Origin of the sequence: Leptospira barantonii, assembly GCF_002811925.1 — a bacterium.
In the GTDB taxonomy this organism is placed as follows: Bacteria; Spirochaetota; Leptospiria; order Leptospirales; family Leptospiraceae; genus Leptospira; species Leptospira barantonii.
Genome location: NZ_NPDS01000012.1, coordinates 37,501 through 54,443 on the forward strand (window position 1 = coordinate 37,501; position 16,943 = coordinate 54,443).

A 16,943-nucleotide genomic window follows, 5' to 3' on the forward strand; every position below is an offset into this window, starting at 1 on the left:
GACGTTCCGGCTCTCGCCGTGATTCATAGAGTCATTCAACCGAAGATCAAGTTTGCGATTCCCGCAAGAGAGGACATCTTAAAAAAGAATTTCTTGGTAAAAGAATTCCGTCCTAAGGGAACGTTAAAACTCATCTTCGGATTCATCGATAAAACGAATTTGATTCCCGTGTTCTTAAGATACATCGGATGTTTTCCAGTCAAACGTCCGTTCCGCGATAATGCGAGAGAACTTTTGAAAAGCGGCGAACTCAGAAACATGGTGGATCAGGAATGGAGCACGTTAGTCGAAAGAGTGACTTCCGGCAGAAACTTATTCATGTTTCCGGAAGGAACCTTCAATCACGACGGCTATTTGAATCAGATCAAAAAGGGCGTCTACTTTATCCGTACGAAGATCAAGGACGTTCATTTTATTTCGTTCACTCTTACTTACGATTATATCTCCGCTAAAAAAACCCAACTTCATATCGCTTATGGGGAGAATTTCGACATCTCCGAAAACGCGAACAGCGACGAGGTCGCCAACATCGTAAAGGAAAGACTGGGTAAGAATTACGTCGCAACTTCGGGAAATCTACTTTCCATGATTCTAATGCAATTGGGAACCGAGGCTTCGGTCGGTAAGGATATATTGTTCAAACGTCTGCAGAACTTCGCGGCCGAGGTGAGAAAAAAAGGAAAGGAAATTCACGTTTCCGGTAAGTTATTCTCCTCTCATCTGGAAGACGCGTTCCAACACGTTCTCAAAGTCGGCTTGGACAATAAACTTCTAAAGCTCGACGGAAACGGAAAGGTGCTCGGCACGGACAAACTTCTTCATAAGGAAGGTGATACGAGAAATTTAAGAAAGAAGAACGTATTCTTGTATCACGCAAACCAACTTACGTATCACAAACCCGAGTTGGATAAGATTCTTCTTTCTCTAACTTAATCAAGGAACAAAAATCAGAATGGGATTTTGGAAGCGTCTGTTTTCGCCAAAAAAAGAATATCGATCGGCGGCAAAAGAATGGATCGAAAATTCTGAAAGGGTTCAAAAAAGTATTCATCGGGTTTTTGATTTTCTATTCGATTCCACTTTGAAGGAATTGATGCCCGAAAAAATTTCCATCTCCTTGGAACCGATCGGAGGATTGAAAATTCCGGAAGAAAAGGTGAGAATCATCCTGCAAGGACTCGACATGCAGGCCATTCTTCCGTTCAACTCCGTGTCCGAAGCGATGACCGCCGAAACTCAGGAAGCGATTCTCGAACTCGCGGCGGGAACCGTAGCGGCTCCGTCGAAAATTTTTCTGATGAAGGTTCTCAATCAATCTCCGATCCAGGAGATGTTCTCTCAAGGTCTGGAAAAGATATTAGTAGAATTTAATAAGAAGCTCAATCCTCTCGCGGGAGTTTTTCAAGCCGCCGGTTTTGAAAAACAAATCTCCGGTTTTCTCGGAACCTTACTTCCCGGTTTTACGGAAAAGATGGCCGAGGTGCTTCACACTTCTTCGGAAAGCGAAGCGGGTAAGGCTCTTCTTAGAAACACTTTGAAGATTCTTTTTCAAACTGGTTTTGCGGACATCGGTCATCTGGAATCCGCGGATCTCAGAAAACATCTTGAGAAATTGAGAACCGCCGTAGCGAACGATCCTCTTTTGGAAAAGAGTATCGAAAAATTTTACGAGAATTTTAGGGACGCGGTCTTAAACGAATACAGAGGTGAAACTCTGAAAGAATTTTTAGGTTACTCCGAAGACGAATATATCCGATTCAGGGACGCGGTTTCCAAAACGACGGCGCAAAACATTCTTGCCATTCATAAACAAAAACCTCTGACTGGGCTTGTATCCGGACTTCTGGAGGACGTGCTCGGTTGAAAAAGGTGATCAATCAGATCGGAAAGGCTTTGGAGTATCTGGACAAACTGGGTACCGGAAAATCCTTTCAACTGTTTCGTTCTCTCGGTTACGAAAAATTATATTCGCTTTCCGAGAAGGTGGATCACAAAACCCTTCTTTATATCAGTCAGAATCTGGACGAGAAAACGATCGTCGAATTTCTAAATAGAATTCCGGAAGAAACGCTCGTCACTCTTCTGTCGACGGTTCGTCCCGGAGACATTACATATTTTGCAAATAGTATTCCTATGGACGATCTCGTCCTATTATCCACTTCGATTCCGGCGGTCGACATCGCGGAGATGTCCTTAAAAACCGGCAAAGAATCCTCCGCGGAACTTTTAAAGAACATAGGAACTCGGAAGTCGATCGATTTGTTAAACGAAGTCGGAATTCAGAACTTCATCGAACTTTCTCTCAAGATTCCGCCGACTCAGTTGATTCCGGTGATACGAGAATTAACTCCGCAACAATCGGGAGTTTGGATTCGTAAAAGAGGAATCGGAGATATTCCGAGATTGATCGAAGCATTCGGTGTTCAGAATCTTCTGGTTTTTTTACGAACCCTCGGTTTTGAAAAGAACATTCATATCATGGACGTTCTCGGTTTGGAAGAATTGATCGAACTCGCTTATACGATTTCGGGTATGAAACTTCCGGGCAAGAAGCCCTCTTCCGATAAAAACTCAAAAAGTTCTCGTAGCGGTTCCGGAAGTTCTTCCAAAAAAACTCCGAAAAAGAAAACGAAGGCGAAGAAGAAATCCTCTTCCGCATCCAAGAAAAAAAGAAAACCGGGCAAATCCGTCTAACGCGGTTTTAGTCCAATAAACGAACCAGATTGGCCTCGTCTCGCACGTAGATTTTTTTCTTATCCACTTCGATCCATCCTCTACATTTCAGATCGGATAAGGTGCGAACCAAAGTCTCCGTAGTAACCCCTATGATCGAAGCGAGCACTTCTCTCGTAAACGTGAGTTCGATTTCGGAACCTTCTTCCTTCATCCTATCCAAAAGATATTCGGCGACCTGCGCGTGTACTTGACGGGTTCCCATCGAGTAGATCTTATTTTCCGCGTCGCGACTTTCACACGCGATCTTGTCGAAAACGAGATTCCTAAATTCGGAATCCGTCTGCAAAAGAAGTCTGAACTCCGATTCGGAAACGAATTGAACTTCCGTGTCCTCCAAGGCCACCGCGTTGTGTAGATGTTTCCCCTCGCCGAACGTATCTCTGAGCCCGACCCAACTTCCTTTATAATGAATTCTGAATGTTTGTTGTTTGTCCGAATTCTTAACGGCTCTGTAGGATCGAACCGCTCCGGTTAGAATCACGTAAAATCCGGAAGAATTCTCCATTTCTCGAAACAGAATTTCGCCCTTTGTATAAGTTCGAATCTTACGATCGAAATTGGAATTCACCAATCGTAAGGGTTCTTTTTTATCCTTCGATGCGTTTTCCGAAATCGGCGCGGCGCTGATTTTGAGTGCGTTCATGGATTTCTCCTTCCTTGGCTTTATTGATACCCTTTTCCGAGGTTTCCGTCAATGGGCGACGGGGTATGAAGCGGATTGAGACGGTTTTCGGCGGATTGAGCGGAGAAAAATCGGTTTTCACGGTGCAAACTCATTCGGCGAATTCTAAAATTCTCCGTTTCGGATCCGCGAACCAACGAAGAACGACGTCCGAAACCATTTCCCATTTTTGCGGTTCGTCAAAATGACCCGGTGAACCCGGTATGGAATAAAGACGTTTGATCGGAGAATCGATCCGATTCAATAGAACTTGATTGGATGCGATCGCGCGAAAATCGAGGGCGCCTACGATGTTCAGCAAGGGTGCGTGACTGAATACGACGTTCAAGGGAAGAGGACCGTCTCCGATCAATACGAGACTTTCGATCTCTCCTTTCAAAACGGAAGCGGCTCGAAATACCCGTTCGGAAACGTTCGAAAGACTTAAGTAAGCGAATTTTAAGTTTTTGGTTTCGGGAAGAATTCTTAGCTGTCTCGTCGTGGCGATCAATCGATCGGCTAACAACGATTCGTCGAAACGATTGGCGGAGATTCTTTTTTCGTCCTCGGTCAAAAGTTCCGAGATGAACAGGGTCGCCACTCCGTGTTCGTCCAGGTTTTGACGAAGTTGAACGAATCGATCCTTATATTTTTCTCCCCTTTCACCGAATACGAAGATCACGAGCAATTCCGTTTTTTCGGGAAGACGCAAATCTCCCGTGATATCGATCTGATTGACTCGAAAGGCCAGTGTTTTCGTTGAATCGTCGTCTCGTTTCATAAAGATCGAATCGATATCGTAACTCATGAAAAAAAGAAGGTCAACGCGGGAAGGGATATGTTGCAAACGGACGGGATTTTCGGTGAACTGAGAGGGTAAAAAACGGAATCGACTTCGGAACAGAATTCGCGTTAGACGTCATCGCCTAAACTTCTATACTTAAGTTATAGAAGTTCTTTGATCTTAGAGATGTATTTTCTTCCCACGGGGAGTTGTGTTTCTTCCTCGTCCTTGAGATACACCGAATAATTTCCCATGTTATCGCTTTGAAGATGGGAAAGTTTTTCCAAGTTGATGATGTATTGTTTGTAGATTCTTAAAAATCGAGTCGGAGGAAGTTTCGTTTCGAGACTTTTTAAGGACTTATAGGTTACGTATTCCCTCGCGTCCGTGTGAACCAAACTGAAGTTGTCTCGGGAAGAGATATAATTGATGTCCTTGTAAGGGATCAGGAAGTGATTTTCCTTTTCGAGAATAAAAAGACCGTGTTCGTTAAATACGTTCTTAGGCGTTGGCTCCTCGACCTTTTCCAAAAATTGGATCGCACGATCGACCGCTTTGTAAAAACGTTCCTTCGAAAAAGGTTTGAGAAGATAGTCGATGGCGCCCAATTCGAACGCTTCGATCGCCTTATCTTTTAAAGCGGTTATAAAAATCACGTAAGGCGAAATCTCAAGTCGTTCCAAAATTTCCAATCCGGAAAGAAGAGGAAGATTGATGTCGAAAAAAGCGAGGTCGACCGTTTCCGATTGGAGATATTCCAAGGCTTCCTCTCCGTCCTTTGCGACCTTACAAAGTTTCAGTTCGGGACGAGAAAGACAAAAGTTGACGAGGAGTTCCCGAGTCGGGGCTTCGTCCTCGACGATTACGGTTCTCCATTCTTTATTCGCGTTTGCCATCGATGATCAAATCGGAAAGTTTTTCGTTGTTCGGTTTATCGAAGGTAACGGTGACGATCGTTCCGCCTTCGGGGTGATTTTCCATTTTAACTTCCGAATCGTAAAGATAAAATTTAAGACGATCCGATATGTTCGCCAAAGTACGGGAATGAATCGTTTCCGATTTGAGTCCGACTCCGTCGTCTCGGATGAGAATATGGGTTTTACTTCCTTCGATAAACGCCTTCACGTGAATCGTCCCGCGTCCTTTTTTATTTCTCAAACCGTGAAGATAAGAATTCTCCACTATGGGTTGAAGAGTCAAAGGAGGAAGTTGACATTTGCCGAAGTTCCCCACCTTCTCGATTTTTATATCGATGAAGTCCGAGAATCTGAGTTTGAGAAGTTTGAGATAATTCTCCATAAATTCCCATTCAACGTTGAACGGCACGAGAGGTTTGTTCGCCTGATCGGTAAGAAAACGATAATTGTCCGCGAGCATTAAGATCGCGGAATCCGCAAGTTCGGAATTCGTCTGAAGATAAGAATGAATGATGCTCAACGTGTTGAATAAAAAGTGCGGACTCATCCGATCTTGAAGGGTCTTTAAGTTGTTCTCCGCGTGTCTCGCCTTCTCTTCGGTTTCCTTACGTTCCGTGATGTCGTTTCGGATCGCGAGATACTGATACGGCTTACCCTTATCGTCGAGAATCGGAGAAATCGTAGTATCCACCCAATAGAACCTGCCGTCCTTGGCTCTGTTCTTGATTTCCCCTTTCCAGATTTTACCGCCTGAAATCGTTTTCCATAATTCTTTAAAGAATTCTTTGGAATGATAACCGGAGTTTACAATTCTATGATTTTGTCCGAGAAGTTCGTCACGAGAATAACCGCTGATGTTGCAGAAGTTCTGGTTTACGTAGATGATCGTTCCCGCTCGATCCGTAAACGCAACGATCGAAACGGCGTTTAACGCGGTTTGAAAATCGGAAAGTTCCTTGAGCGAGCCTTTCAATTCTCTTTCGATCTCTTTCGTATGAGTGATGTCCACACCAACGAACCATTTTTCCCAACCCGGCAAAGAAAACTCGGAGGACAGATTGGAAAGAAGAATGGTTTTCGTTTTCCCGTCCTTTGCGAGCAGTTCAAGTTCCCAGTTCTTAAAATCCGAATCGAAAATTTCGGAATCCATCTTCAAGGAAGAAGCGTTCGGTTCCTTTAAAAGTTTTGTTTGTAAAAAACCTTCTCGACCGAGAACCTCCGCTTCGGAATATCCGATCACTCGCTCACATTCGTGATTCCAAGAAACAAAACGAAAGGAAGAATCCACCGCCATAAAAAGAATGGGCATGTTCTCGAGGACCTTTCTCATTCGTTCCTCGCTTTCCTGCAAAGAACGTCTCAGAATTTTTTCGGAGATCAGACCGCCGTAATAACGAATCCAATCCTCGGCTTCGGAAGATTCGGTTCGGGTCTTCGGCAAAAATAAAACAAACACGCCTAACGTTCTTTTTTCGAATACGATCGGAAGAAGCGCGAGCTCAAACACTCGATCCTTGAGCATCGAAGGCGCGGATAACTCGGCGGACAAGTCGAGATCCCAAGGAACCCGCTTTTCTGCGGTGGATAGGAATAAAAGTTCGTAAAGTTTGTAAGTTCTTGTGTTTGAAAGAATTCGAGCGGAACGAACCGGCTCGATCGACTCGGAAATAAATTGCGATTCGAGAATCAACGCATCCGAATTCAAGATCCAAACCTGTCCGTACAAGGCGGAAAATTCCCGGGACAACTTTTCCAATATCTTCGAAAGCGAAACGTCGAGAGAAATCGTTTCTCCGTTGAGACCGGATAAGAATTCCAAGATCTCGACTTTCTTGGAAATTCGATTCAATTCTTTTTGGTTTTCGCTCATGGAGCAGGTATGTCCAAATTTTTTCTGGCGTTCAACAACTCGTCTTTGCTTTCTCGCAAAGAATGAAGACGATCTTCTATGATCTTTAAAGAAGAATCGGGATAATTCCTGCCCGCGTCCTTAAAAAATTTGACGCTGTATTCTAGGATCTCGGTCATATCGTTCGATTTTTTGATCTTGGAGTCGAGATAAAATTCCATATCCGGTTTCGCGACCTCTCGTCCTTCCAACAAGGCACCTCGGACCTCGTCCATCTTCTCTTCGTCTTTCATTCGTTTCTCTTCTTGTTCCTTGGTCAACTCCCTTGGAATCAATGAATTGTTCGGGAATCGATCCGCGAGCGGTTTGACTTTTTGAATCACTTCCTTGCGAATTCTTTCCTTTTCCTCGGGTGATAAACTAGAATATCCGCCCGTTGCGACGTTTGTGTTGTCCCCATTCTCGTTCGTTTCCGAATCGGTATCGTTCGAGTTTTCCGGTTCTCCGGACTTTGAAAAATCCAAAAAATTTCCGGATTCAAAGATGGAATCCTCTTCTCTGTCTACCGTGTTTCTGCTAAGACCGCTCGGAAGTTTCTCGTTGTTTTCGGAATCGTTTCCGGAAAAAAAACCTCCGTCCGAAAAAACGAAATAGGACAAAACAATTGATAAAATTATAATACTAGAATATACGATTTTCTTTTTCATTCCGTTTCCGTTTTGCGCCATTCGATCCGTTAAGCGCGATTCTTTTCAATCGTTCGACTGCAAGGGAAGAAAAATCCTGAAATTACTTCCGCCGTTCACTCTGGACTCGAGGGTGATCTCTCCGTTCATTTTATGGAGAATGGTTCTTGAAATCGAAAGTCCCAACCCGGTTCCTCCGATCCTTTTGTTTCGATCGTTCGGAATTCGGAAGAATCGTTCGAATACCTTTTCGATATACTTCGGATCGATTCCCACTCCGGTGTCCTTGAGATTGATCTCCAATTTTCCGGCGCCCGACTCGATCATTTTGATTTCTATCTTTCCCTTTTCCGTATATTTGATCGCGTTGACGAAAAGGTTCGTGATCACCTGGGAAAATTCGAATCGAATCCCCTTCACCTTGAGTTTCTTGATCAAACTCAAGTCCACGTCCAAACCCTTCTCCTTAGCGGAAGGCCCGTTGGAATACACGACCTCTTCGATCACCAACGCTGGATCGAAATTCTCGATCAAACCCGAGTTATCCTCTCCTCTTACCTCTTCGAACTTCAGAAGATTTTCGATCAGATGATTGAGACGTTTGATATTCTTTTCGATCACGTCCAACATTCCGCTCTGATCCTTGTTCAAGGAAGAATTGAGTTCCGTTCTAAGAAGTTCGAAGTAACCCTGTATATTCGTCATCGGAGAACGCAACTCGTGACTGATGTTGGAAATAAATTCGTGCTTTGCCTGTTCGGTTTCCTTCTTTTCCGAATCGTAAAGGATATGGACCTGATAGATTTTTCTCGCCCTTTCAAACAAGGCGGTGATGCTCAACGAGACGGCCATCTCGGATTTGTCCTTCAACCTCATTTTCGCATGATCCACACGAAGCATAGTTTCCGCGGACTTGGTGGGAACGGACCAATCAGTCATCTCGTTCAACGCGGGGAACAGATCCTCCAATCTTAGATTGCTGATATTGTCCTTACTGTATCCCGAAAGACTTCTAAAATTGTAGTTCCCCACGATCAAGGAACCGGAAACCGAATCCAACAAGATCACCGGAATCGGAGAAAACTCGAAGAGATAGTTAAAACGGTCGTCCGAGAACTGAAGTTCCATGGACTTCTTATCCATCTCAAGACCCTGCATCATAAGAACATTATCAATTGCTAATGTTTTTGTTTCCTGAGCTCGGATCTCCTGAAAGAGAAAGTCCAGAATGGAATTGATTCCGGTTCGAATCGCGGAAGCGGTTCCTTTCAACGGCGATACGGAAAGACGAACGCCCTTTTTAGAATTATAAATATTTAATACAAGATTTTGAAGATCCGAAACCAGATCCCCGAGTTCCCTTCTATCTCCGGCTTTTTCCAAAAGACGATTGGACTCGTCCTTTCTACGGAAATGTTCCTCCACAAGAACCGTTTTTCTTTCGCGAAGCGCGTCCGGATAAGATGGAATCGGATCCTTCGCCGCAAAATCCAAAGCTTCCAAAAGAACGGGAGGCGGTTCCGTGAGATGATTCATGGATCTCCAATAGATTCCTCCCAAATATTCCAACTCTTCCGACGCGGCTACCGGAGAAAGAATCTCCTTCAAATCCTGAGTCGGTTGTTTGTAAAAGTAATGCAGTTGTTCCGGCTCTATCTTAAACTCAGGAATATTCTCTTGAACGACGTGTTCCGTAGAATCGCTCGTATTTTCGATCAAAGATTGAATGGCTCTTGTGATCGCGGTTTGTACTTTATGAATTCGTTCCGGATATGTTTTTGCGAATCTTCCGTTGAACGCGAGCATGTTGACCGGAAGACGATACGGAGGAAGATCGCGTCCGTCCGAAATTCTAAATCCGTTGTTTAGATAATGAGATTCCTGAACGGAACCGACAAGACCCAAGGTTGTAGTCTGCGCGAACTCGTATTCCAAAAGATACGATCTGGAGAATACGAACGAATGCGAAATCTTTTTTCGAAAACGGCTCGATCTCAAGAATTCCTGAGCCAATAACTTATCGAGCGAAGTGTTCTGAAGTACCGGGATGATATAAGGAGTTCCTTCTAAGATGGAATCCGTACTCGAATTGTATCTGGAATAAAACGAATGGATCATTCTCGAAAGAATCATTCCGCGATAAATGGATTTGTTCGGAGCCGTTTTCTTTAAGTGAAGATCCAACCAAGTGGTGAACGGAATTTCTCCGACTTCGATCTTTCCCGAACTTAAGAAAGCAAGGATCGCGTCGTAGTTTTCCAAGACGCGAATTTGGACCTGAACTCCTTCCTTTTCGAAAAAGCCCCTGGACTTTGCGTATAAAATCGGGAACGCCGAGATTCTGGATGTGACGGCAATTTCAATCACAGAAGGCAGTATTTCGCAAGCGGTGGATTTATCAAGAATCCCTTGAAATTTCCTCGAAAAGACAAAAAAAGTTCATTCTTTCCGAAGAATCTTCCGAGAGACATAATATGAGGATCGAAGAACTTCCCACCGTCCAATCGATTTTGAGTAGAATTCGAGAAATTGAAAGTCTTCCGAGTCAGTTCGTAAAGGAAGCTCCCGTTTCCAACCGTTCTCAAACTCAGGCGGACTTCGATTCGATCCTGAAATCGGCACAAAACAAGATCGATTTGAATTCTTCCCTGCCTTCTTCCGGACCTTCGGAAGCCTCGGGGCTTTCCGGAATTTCCAATGAACCTTGGAGAAGAGATTCTCGCGGAGATTTAAAAGGTGTGGAACCTACGCTCGCCGAAATCATACGTAAAGAATCGGAAAAGAATCATGTGGATCCTTCCCTCGTTCAAAGTGTGATCAAGGCCGAATCCGGTTTCAAAGCGAATGCGGTTTCTCCAAAAGGAGCGATCGGCTTGATGCAACTTATGCCTTCCACGGCGAATCTCCTCGGTGTGGACGACCCTTCCGATCCGGCCGAAAACGTCGCGGGTGGAACAAAATTCCTAAGCGATCTTTTGAGCAAATATAAGAATTTGGATCACGCGCTCGCGGCCTATAACGCCGGGCCCGGAGCGGTGGATCGTTACGGCGGAATTCCCCCCTACAAGGAAACCCAGAAGTATGTGGAGAAGGTGAAAAAGTATTATAAGAATTTTTCCGAATAAGAATTTCGTTTAATAATACTTTTTAATTTCCGTTTGCAGACATCCGGTAAGAGATTTACAACTCGCGGTTTCAATTCCGGATAAACAAACCTGCATCTTATCGAAATGTTTTCTGCATCCTCTCAGACAGGAATTTTCGATTTTTCCCATCTGTTCCTTCACGACCATTCCCGGAAACATCTCGGTCACACAACCGGTGAGTTTTGTGCAATACGTTAGACACACTTCCTTTGTTTCGGGAGAATAGAATTCATTTTTCTGAATGTCTCTTCCGTATTTGACCAAAACGACGGCGAGCATCAAAGTCAATAAAATGTATACGGGAGCGTATCGAATCGCGTGCCTTAGACCGGCGTTCATCGAACACCGCCTAACGATTTTGCTTCGCTGAAGATCTGATCCGCACGGTAAAGACGGATCTTATCATACCAATCCTGATGGATCAGAACTTCCTTAACTCCGAGATCCCGTTTCCAGATCGACCAGGTTTGTGTGAGAGAATATCCTTTCGGCAAAGCGGACTCGGTTCTGTAAAACACCACGTCCCTTTTTCCGTCCATACAGTTCATCTGCGCGCCCGGTAAAGAATGTTCGACTGCGGTTCCGGGTAACGCGTTCTTAAAGGTCAAAGCGACCCAAGGGTTTTCGGAAACGACGCATAAATTCTTACTTTCCTGAATTCTTCCGCTCAACGGAACGTCCGGAAGATTGACAGAAGGAATCAAAACCAATTGAAGATAAAACATAAATCCGGTTCCGAGCAAAAGTGTTAGCGACGTTTTATAGAGAACCGTCTTTTTATCCGGAATCATCCAGAACGCGCCTACTATGTTCGCGAATCCCACCCAAAGAAGATCGGCCCAAGCCTCTTGTCCCGAACGGAAATCCAAAAGAATTTTTCCGAGCCCCAAAAGTATGGAAACGAAAATCAAAAACCGAAAGTTACGCGAAAGCGGACCGGACAACGAAACTTCCTGATCCTTTCTTGAAAAGTAAAGACCCACTCCGATAAATGCAAGAGGGATCAACGGTAGAATATAATAATAATCTTTTCGATTCGGCAATTCGTGTATCATCGAAACGGCGATGGTCGAAAAAATAAGGATCCTGCCTATCATCCCTCCAAAACTTTGGGAAGTTTTAAGAATCGTCTTCGACATCGTTTCCAAAAGAAACGGCGTGAAGGGAAGACAGTACAGGACCCACCCCAAAAGGATAATGAACTCATTCTGATTCGTTGTTGCAGAAGAGAATTTTCCAAGGTTCTCAGTGAAAAAGAAAACTTTTAAGAACGCGTTGCCCGCCGGAGAAAGAGAGGTAAGAACCCCGCCCCACACCGCAAGAACGCCTAACGCGATCCCGTGAAACAAAACCTGATCCACGATCATCTTTACGAAACGTTTTTTGCCGGACCATTCTCCCGTGGATTGAAATTGGAACGCGTGGATGAACGCCCAACTCGCAAGTACGGTTCCGGAATAAACCTGAAACAAAGGACCTTTGACAAGACAGGCGAAGCCGGATACGAGAGCCGCTCCGATTAAATAAGATCTGTTTCGTTTTTTAAAGAATGCGAGTAATAGATACGTGGAAAGCGCGAGCAGAAAGGTCATCAACGCTTCCATCATCACCAGACGGGAGAATTTAAAAACTCCGAGCGTCAGCAAATAACTCGATGCGATCACGGCGGAATAGATCGGACCCGCCTTGAACATTCGAAGCGCGAAGTAGATCAGAATTCCCGTACCCGCAAAAAGCAATAAGGAAGGAAGCCTTTCCGAGGTTAAACTCATTCCGAAAATCAGATCGGATGCGATTCCCGTCCAAAAAAGAACCGGAGGTTTGTATAAATTCATAAAACCTTCGAACCTTGGAAACAGAATCTCTCCGGTTTGTATACTTTCGCGGATCGTCGCGATGTGCATTTCTTCGTCGCCTTGGGAAAGCACCGCCCTCGAGCCTATATTCGGGAATAAAAGCAGGACCGAGATGATAAAAAGAACCGCCGCCATGAGTAAATCCCTTCGGCTGGGAGAAATTTTCCGAAAAGTATTTTCCTGAGAAACAACGGGAACGAGGGAATAGTCTATTTTTTTAGAAGAATTGCCGGACATTTTGCACCTTCTTTTATGTAACCACTTACTTACTTATTGCAATCTTTTTTCCTGTCTCAAAAAATGACAATCTATAATAAAATAGAGAACGGAAAAAAGTAAGAGTCGGTCTTATGCAAAAAGGGAGAATGAAGTCGGTTAAATGTTTATAACATTCTCCACGTTATCGGATGCTTCTCAAGTAAGGGTTTTGAGAGAAGCGGCACTCTCTTGAAATAGTGAGTGACACTGGGTGCGTCTTAACTTTTATAGGGATCAAAATGAAGTCGGTGAGATCAAAGGCAAACAATTCGGACGCTCAATTGAAGGATGATTCTGCCTCTGAAACGTTGATTCGCAAGAGAGACCGCACCGCCACCGAAACCGCAATTCTACTAGCCGCAATTCAAGTTTTCGCTAAAAAGGGGTATGACGCGGCTAATACCAAAGATATAGCCAAACTTGCTAATGCGAACGAGGCTTTGATCTTCCGATACTTCGGAAACAAAAAAGGTCTTTTAGAGGCGATTCTTACCCGAGCCGAGGATATCAAATCCGAAGACGCTCCCCCAACCCCTTCCCGTTCTTCTCAAAAAACTCCCGAAAGTTATCAGGACTTGGAAGCGAGTCTTCAATATTCTATGTCCGGCAAATGCAGAGACTTCAGAGACGCGGAAGACTTTATGAAAGTGGCTGTGAGTCAAATCATCTTGGATCCGGAAGTAAGTCAGATCATTCAAAAGAAGATTTATACGAAAGCGCTTCCCGAGTTTACCGCGGAGTTGGAAAAGTTTAAGAAGGCCGGTAAGATCGATCCGAAAGCCGATTTGAAATCCATCGCGTATGCAATCTCTTCTCTTACGTTCGCACTGGGTTTTATGGGCCAGTGTGTTTATAAAATTCCTCCCGCCGAAATCCAAGCAACGATCAAAGAAGTCTCTAGAATCTTTCGCAAAGGCTTGGAACCCGAGCCTGCTAAGAAAAAATCCAAGTAACTTGAATTAGAAGCTCCATGCGATCGTAAAGATCGTGTTATACATTGCGACGTTATGTCCGTATCCTGTCTCGACTGAAAAAAATCGATCAATGATTGCTTGTATTTTTCGGCGAATTCTGTACAAACAGCTCTATGAGAAAAGTTGTTTTTGCGATCAATATTTCGACTGACGGATATTGCGGTCACATGGACATGATCGCCGATGAAAAACTGCACAGTTTCTTCACCGGTGTTCTACGCACGGGGAGTGTTATGCTCTACGGAAGAATCACGTATCAACTGATGGTTCCGTATTGGCCCGAAGTCGCCAAAAATCAATCCGAGGCGGACTCAACGAATGAATTCGCTAAAGTGTTCGACTCCATGGAGAAGGTTCTATTCTCCACCACATTAAAAAACGTAGAGGATCCGAATTCAAGACTGGCAAACAGAAGTCTTGGAGACGAAGTGATCGCTTTGAAGAAAGAACCCGGGAAGGATATTCTCGTGGGTAGCCTGAGTATCGCTTCTCAACTTTCGGAACTTCGTTTGATTGATGAGTATCATTTTGTGGTTCATCCAGTTCTTGTGGGAAGAGGTCCGCGTCTGTTTGATTCTTTGAAGCTGAAGGAAAGTCTTATGCTGGATTTTCTCGGTTCGGAAACGTTTCCATCCGGCACCACGGTGCTTCACTACAAAAGACATTCGTAAAACGGAATTCTTTTAGGGAGAATGGTTTGTGGGAGCTCCTACAAACCGATCGCGTTTTTTCACTTGAGAATATTTGAATTTTCTGATATTGAGGATTTGTCCGAGTTTTCCCACCAGCCCACCGCCTCCACCCAATCAGGGCGGGGCCAAAGTTTGAATACGAAAAAGTTCCGACAAAACGTATAAATTGCACCGGCCGACCACAAAAACAAAAAGGCCCTCCTCACAAAACCTCGAAAATCGAAGTCCGGAAGGAAGGCCTTACACAAAGTGAAAAAGCGATTCTGAATTAACTCAGAATCAACCTTTCTTCTTTTGCTCTTCGCTGATTAGATTCAGCGCACTTCCCGCTTTGAACCAAGCGATCTGTTGTGCGTTGAAAGTATGATTCACTTTGATCTCCTGAGAAGAACCGTCTTTGTGGTGTAACACAAGAGTCAAAGGAGTTCCTTCCTGAAAAGAAGTTAAACCGAGAATATCGATTCCATCCTCTTCCTGAATCTTATCGTAGTCCGCTTTGTCCGCGAACGTAAGCGCGAGCATTCCTTGTTTTTTCAGGTTGGTTTCGTGAATTCTCGCGAAGGATTTTACGAGAACCGCTCTTGCGCCGAGATGTCTCGGTTCCATAGCGGCATGCTCTCTCGAAGAACCTTCTCCGTAGTTTTCGTCTCCTACGATCAAAGAGCCGATTCCCTTCGCTTTGTAAGCTCTTGCGGTTTGTGGAACCGGTTCGTAACCGCCGGAAAGTTGATTCTTCACTTCGTTGGTCTTATCGTTGAACGCATTGATCGCTCCGATCAAAAGGTTGTTGGAAATATTGTCCAAGTGACCTCTATACTTCAACCAAGGACCCGCCATAGAGATATGATCCGTAGTACATTTTCCCTTTGCTTTGATGAGAAGTTTCAGACCTTTTAAGTCGCTTTTTTCCCAAGGAGTAAACGGAGAAAGAAGTTGAAGACGATCGGACTTCGGATCCACGGAAACATTCACTTTCGCGCCGTCTTCTGCAGGAGCGATAAATCCGGCGTCTTTCACGTCGAAACCTTTCGGAGGAAAGTCAAGACCTTGAGGAGGATCGAGTTTTACGTCTTTTCCGTCCTTGCTCTTGAGTGAATCCGTAAGAGGATTGAAGTCGAGTTTACCCGCGATCGCAAAAGCGGTCACGATTTCGGGTGACGCAACGAATGCGTGTGTTCCCGCAAGACCGTCGTTCCGTTTCGCAAAGTTTCTGTTAAACGAAGTGATGATGGAATTCTTTCTTTCGGGATCTTTTGTTTGACGGCTCCATTGACCGATACAAGGTCCGCATGCGTTCGCAAGAACCACGCCGCCGATATCGGAGAAAGTTTTGATCAAACCGTCTCTTTCGATCGTATAACGGATCATTTCGGAACCTGGAGTCACGGTGTATTCTGCTTTTACTTCAAGATTCTTTTCGGAAGCTTGTTTTGCAACGGAAGCCGCGCGAGTGATGTCTTCGTAAGAAGAATTCGTACAGGAACCGATCAGACCCACTTCCAAGTTGGTAGGCCAGCCGTTCTTTTGAACCGCTTCCTTGAATTTGGAAAGAGGAGTCGCCAAGTCCGGAGTAAACGGTCCGTTGATATACGGCTCGAGTTCCGACAAGTTGATCTCGATGACTTGATCGAAGTATTTCGCCGGGTCGGCATAAACTTCTTTGTCGCCGTTTAAGTGTTCCGCGATTTTGTCCGCAAGTTCCGCAACGTCTTTGCGGTTCGTGTTCAAGAGATAATCTCTCATGTTCTTATCGTAACCGAACACGGAAGTGGTCGCTCCGATCTCCGCACCCATGTTACAGATCGTTCCTTTACCGGTGCAAGAAAGACTGTCCGCCCCTTCGCCGAAGTATTCCACGATCGCTCCGGTTCCACCTTTCACGGTGAGAATCCCCGCAACCTTTAAGATGATGTCTTTTGCGGAAGCCCAACCGGAAAGTTTACCGGTGAGTTTTACTCCGATGAGTTTCGGGAACTTCAATTCCCAAGCCATTCCGGCCATCACGTCCACTGCATCGGCTCCACCGACACCGATCGCGATCATCCCGAGACCGCCCGCGTTTACCGTGTGAGAATCGGTACCGATCATCATTCCGCCTGGGAACGCATAATTTTCAAGAACCACTTGGTGAATGATTCCCGCACCCGGTTTCCAAAAACCGATTCCGTATTTGTTCGAAACGGAAGAAAGAAAGTCATAGACTTCTTTGTTCACTGTGTTCGCAGGAAGAAACAAGGTTGCGGTTCCTTCTACCGTTCATTGCGATCACTTGATCCAAGCGAAGGACGGAGCGAACGAAGATTTAAAAACTGCGAACACAGTGAACAAAGAAGTCTATGACTTTCTTTCTTCCGTTTCGAACAAATACGGAATCGGTTTTTGGA

Annotated in this window: 14 protein-coding genes and 3 pseudogenes (1 of these 17 running past the window's edge); 8 read left to right on the forward strand and 9 right to left on the reverse strand. The window is 44.7% G+C overall.

Going from position 1 to position 16,943, the window contains the following annotated elements; all coding sequences use genetic code 11:
• The 3 genes in view from CH367_RS20440 to CH367_RS20450 are tightly spaced (at most 19 nt apart) and all read left to right on the forward strand, a layout consistent with a single transcriptional unit that may run on beyond the window.
• Positions 1 to 933 carry the 3' portion of a 1-acyl-sn-glycerol-3-phosphate acyltransferase gene (locus CH367_RS20440; RefSeq protein ID WP_100764353.1) on the forward strand. It extends 210 nt beyond the left edge of the window, so the window shows 933 of its 1,143 coding nt (coding positions 211–1,143); its start codon lies off the left edge, out of view; it ends in the stop codon at positions 931 to 933.
• A 19-nt stretch (positions 934 to 952) separates the two neighbouring features.
• Entirely contained in the window at positions 953 to 1,864 is a 912-nt protein-coding gene (locus tag CH367_RS20445) for a hypothetical protein (RefSeq protein WP_100764354.1), read from the forward strand.
• Positions 1,861 to 2,694 (forward strand): hypothetical protein, encoded by an 834-nt coding sequence (locus tag CH367_RS20450; RefSeq protein ID WP_100764355.1) that lies wholly within the window; start codon positions 1,861 to 1,863, stop codon positions 2,692 to 2,694. Before CH367_RS20445 ends, CH367_RS20450 begins: the two co-directional genes overlap by 4 nt.
• Before the next feature lie 7 nt (positions 2,695 to 2,701).
• On the opposite strand, the gene CH367_RS20455 is transcribed toward CH367_RS20450, so the two are convergent.
• From CH367_RS20455 to CH367_RS20480, 6 genes are all read right to left on the reverse strand, one after another.
• Positions 2,702 to 3,379: a Crp/Fnr family transcriptional regulator gene (locus tag CH367_RS20455; RefSeq protein ID WP_100764356.1), complete on the reverse strand. Its 678-nt coding sequence runs from the start codon at positions 3,377 to 3,379 to the stop codon at positions 2,702 to 2,704.
• Positions 3,380 to 3,509: 130 nt separating this feature from the next.
• Complete coding sequence (locus CH367_RS20460; RefSeq protein ID WP_244284666.1) at positions 3,510 to 4,205, reverse strand: dienelactone hydrolase; 696 nt, start codon at positions 4,203 to 4,205, stop codon at positions 3,510 to 3,512.
• 137 nt (positions 4,206 to 4,342) lie between these two features.
• On the reverse strand, positions 4,343 to 5,077 hold the full coding sequence (locus tag CH367_RS20465; protein ID WP_100764357.1) for a LytR/AlgR family response regulator transcription factor: 735 nt from the start codon (positions 5,075 to 5,077) through the stop codon (positions 4,343 to 4,345).
• Positions 5,061 to 6,968, reverse strand: coding sequence for a PAS domain S-box protein (locus CH367_RS20470; protein ID WP_208862022.1), 1,908 nt, complete (start codon positions 6,966 to 6,968; stop codon positions 5,061 to 5,063). Before CH367_RS20470 ends, CH367_RS20465 begins: the two co-directional genes overlap by 17 nt.
• A complete protein-coding gene (locus CH367_RS20475; RefSeq protein WP_100764371.1) occupies positions 6,965 to 7,654 on the reverse strand; it encodes an LIC_20245 family lipoprotein in 690 nt (229 codons plus the stop codon). Before CH367_RS20475 ends, CH367_RS20470 begins: the two co-directional genes overlap by 4 nt.
• Before the next feature lie 45 nt (positions 7,655 to 7,699).
• Positions 7,700 to 10,000, reverse strand: a complete 2,301-nt coding sequence (locus CH367_RS20480; protein ID WP_165783352.1) for an ATP-binding protein — start codon at positions 9,998 to 10,000, stop codon at positions 7,700 to 7,702.
• Positions 10,001 to 10,074: 74 nt separating this feature from the next.
• Between CH367_RS20480 and CH367_RS21205 the strand changes: the two are divergent.
• Positions 10,075 to 10,255 (forward strand): annotated as a pseudogene (locus tag CH367_RS21205) (lytic transglycosylase domain-containing protein); the annotation flags it as partial.
• A gap of 101 nt (positions 10,256 to 10,356) precedes the next feature.
• Positions 10,357 to 10,758: pseudogene (locus CH367_RS21210) on the forward strand (lytic transglycosylase domain-containing protein); the annotation flags it as partial.
• A 9-nt stretch (positions 10,759 to 10,767) separates the two neighbouring features.
• Here CH367_RS21210 and CH367_RS20490 read toward each other — a convergent pair.
• Positions 10,768 to 11,118: a Cys-rich protein gene (locus CH367_RS20490; RefSeq protein WP_100764359.1), complete on the reverse strand. Its 351-nt coding sequence runs from the start codon at positions 11,116 to 11,118 to the stop codon at positions 10,768 to 10,770.
• Positions 11,115 to 12,770 carry an ArnT family glycosyltransferase gene (locus CH367_RS20495; RefSeq protein ID WP_165783353.1) on the reverse strand — a complete coding sequence of 552 codons (1,656 nt, stop codon included), beginning with the start codon at positions 12,768 to 12,770 and terminating at the stop codon, positions 11,115 to 11,117. The genes CH367_RS20490 and CH367_RS20495 overlap by 4 nt, the downstream gene beginning before the upstream one ends.
• 362 nt (positions 12,771 to 13,132) lie before the next feature.
• Between CH367_RS20495 and CH367_RS20500 the strand changes: the two genes are divergently transcribed.
• Positions 13,133 to 13,846 carry a TetR/AcrR family transcriptional regulator gene (locus tag CH367_RS20500; protein WP_100764361.1) on the forward strand — a complete coding sequence of 238 codons (714 nt, stop codon included), beginning with the start codon at positions 13,133 to 13,135 and terminating at the stop codon, positions 13,844 to 13,846.
• Positions 13,847 to 13,980: 134 nt separating this feature from the next.
• Positions 13,981 to 14,538, forward strand: a complete 558-nt coding sequence (locus tag CH367_RS20505) for a dihydrofolate reductase family protein (RefSeq protein WP_100764362.1) — start codon at positions 13,981 to 13,983, stop codon at positions 14,536 to 14,538.
• A 300-nt stretch (positions 14,539 to 14,838) separates the two neighbouring features.
• On the opposite strand, the pseudogene CH367_RS20510 reads toward CH367_RS20505, so the two are convergent.
• A pseudogene (locus tag CH367_RS20510) lies at positions 14,839 to 16,785 on the reverse strand (aconitate hydratase); the annotation flags it as partial.
• Here CH367_RS20510 and CH367_RS20770 point away from each other — a divergent pair.
• A partial coding sequence (locus tag CH367_RS20770; protein WP_425268908.1) for an aconitase family protein occupies positions 16,775 to 16,943 on the forward strand: 169 nt, incomplete at its 3' end. The pseudogene CH367_RS20510 and the gene CH367_RS20770 overlap by 11 nt on opposite strands.

Excerpts from the sequence above, each read along its gene's own strand:
- CH367_RS20445 (WP_100764354.1), top strand. The coding sequence starts at position 953 with ATGGGATTTTGGAAGCGTCTGTTTTCGCCAAAAAAAGAATATCGATCG.
- CH367_RS20455 (WP_100764356.1), bottom strand. The coding sequence starts at position 3,379 with ATGAACGCACTCAAAATCAGCGCCGCGCCGATTTCGGAAAACGCATCG.
- CH367_RS20460 (WP_244284666.1), bottom strand. The coding sequence starts at position 4,205 with ATGAGTTACGATATCGATTCGATCTTTATGAAACGAGACGACGATTCA.
- CH367_RS20465 (WP_100764357.1), bottom strand. The coding sequence starts at position 5,077 with ATGGCAAACGCGAATAAAGAATGGAGAACCGTAATCGTCGAGGACGAA.
- CH367_RS20470 (WP_208862022.1), bottom strand. The coding sequence starts at position 6,968 with ATGAGCGAAAACCAAAAAGAATTGAATCGAATTTCCAAGAAAGTCGAG.
- CH367_RS20475 (WP_100764371.1), bottom strand. The coding sequence starts at position 7,654 with ATGAAAAAGAAAATCGTATATTCTAGTATTATAATTTTATCAATTGTT.
- CH367_RS20490 (WP_100764359.1), bottom strand. The coding sequence starts at position 11,118 with ATGAACGCCGGTCTAAGGCACGCGATTCGATACGCTCCCGTATACATT.
- CH367_RS20495 (WP_165783353.1), bottom strand. The coding sequence starts at position 12,770 with ATGGCGGCGGTTCTTTTTATCATCTCGGTCCTGCTTTTATTCCCGAAT.
- CH367_RS20500 (WP_100764361.1), top strand. The coding sequence starts at position 13,133 with ATGAAGTCGGTGAGATCAAAGGCAAACAATTCGGACGCTCAATTGAAG.
- CH367_RS20505 (WP_100764362.1), top strand. The coding sequence starts at position 13,981 with ATGAGAAAAGTTGTTTTTGCGATCAATATTTCGACTGACGGATATTGC.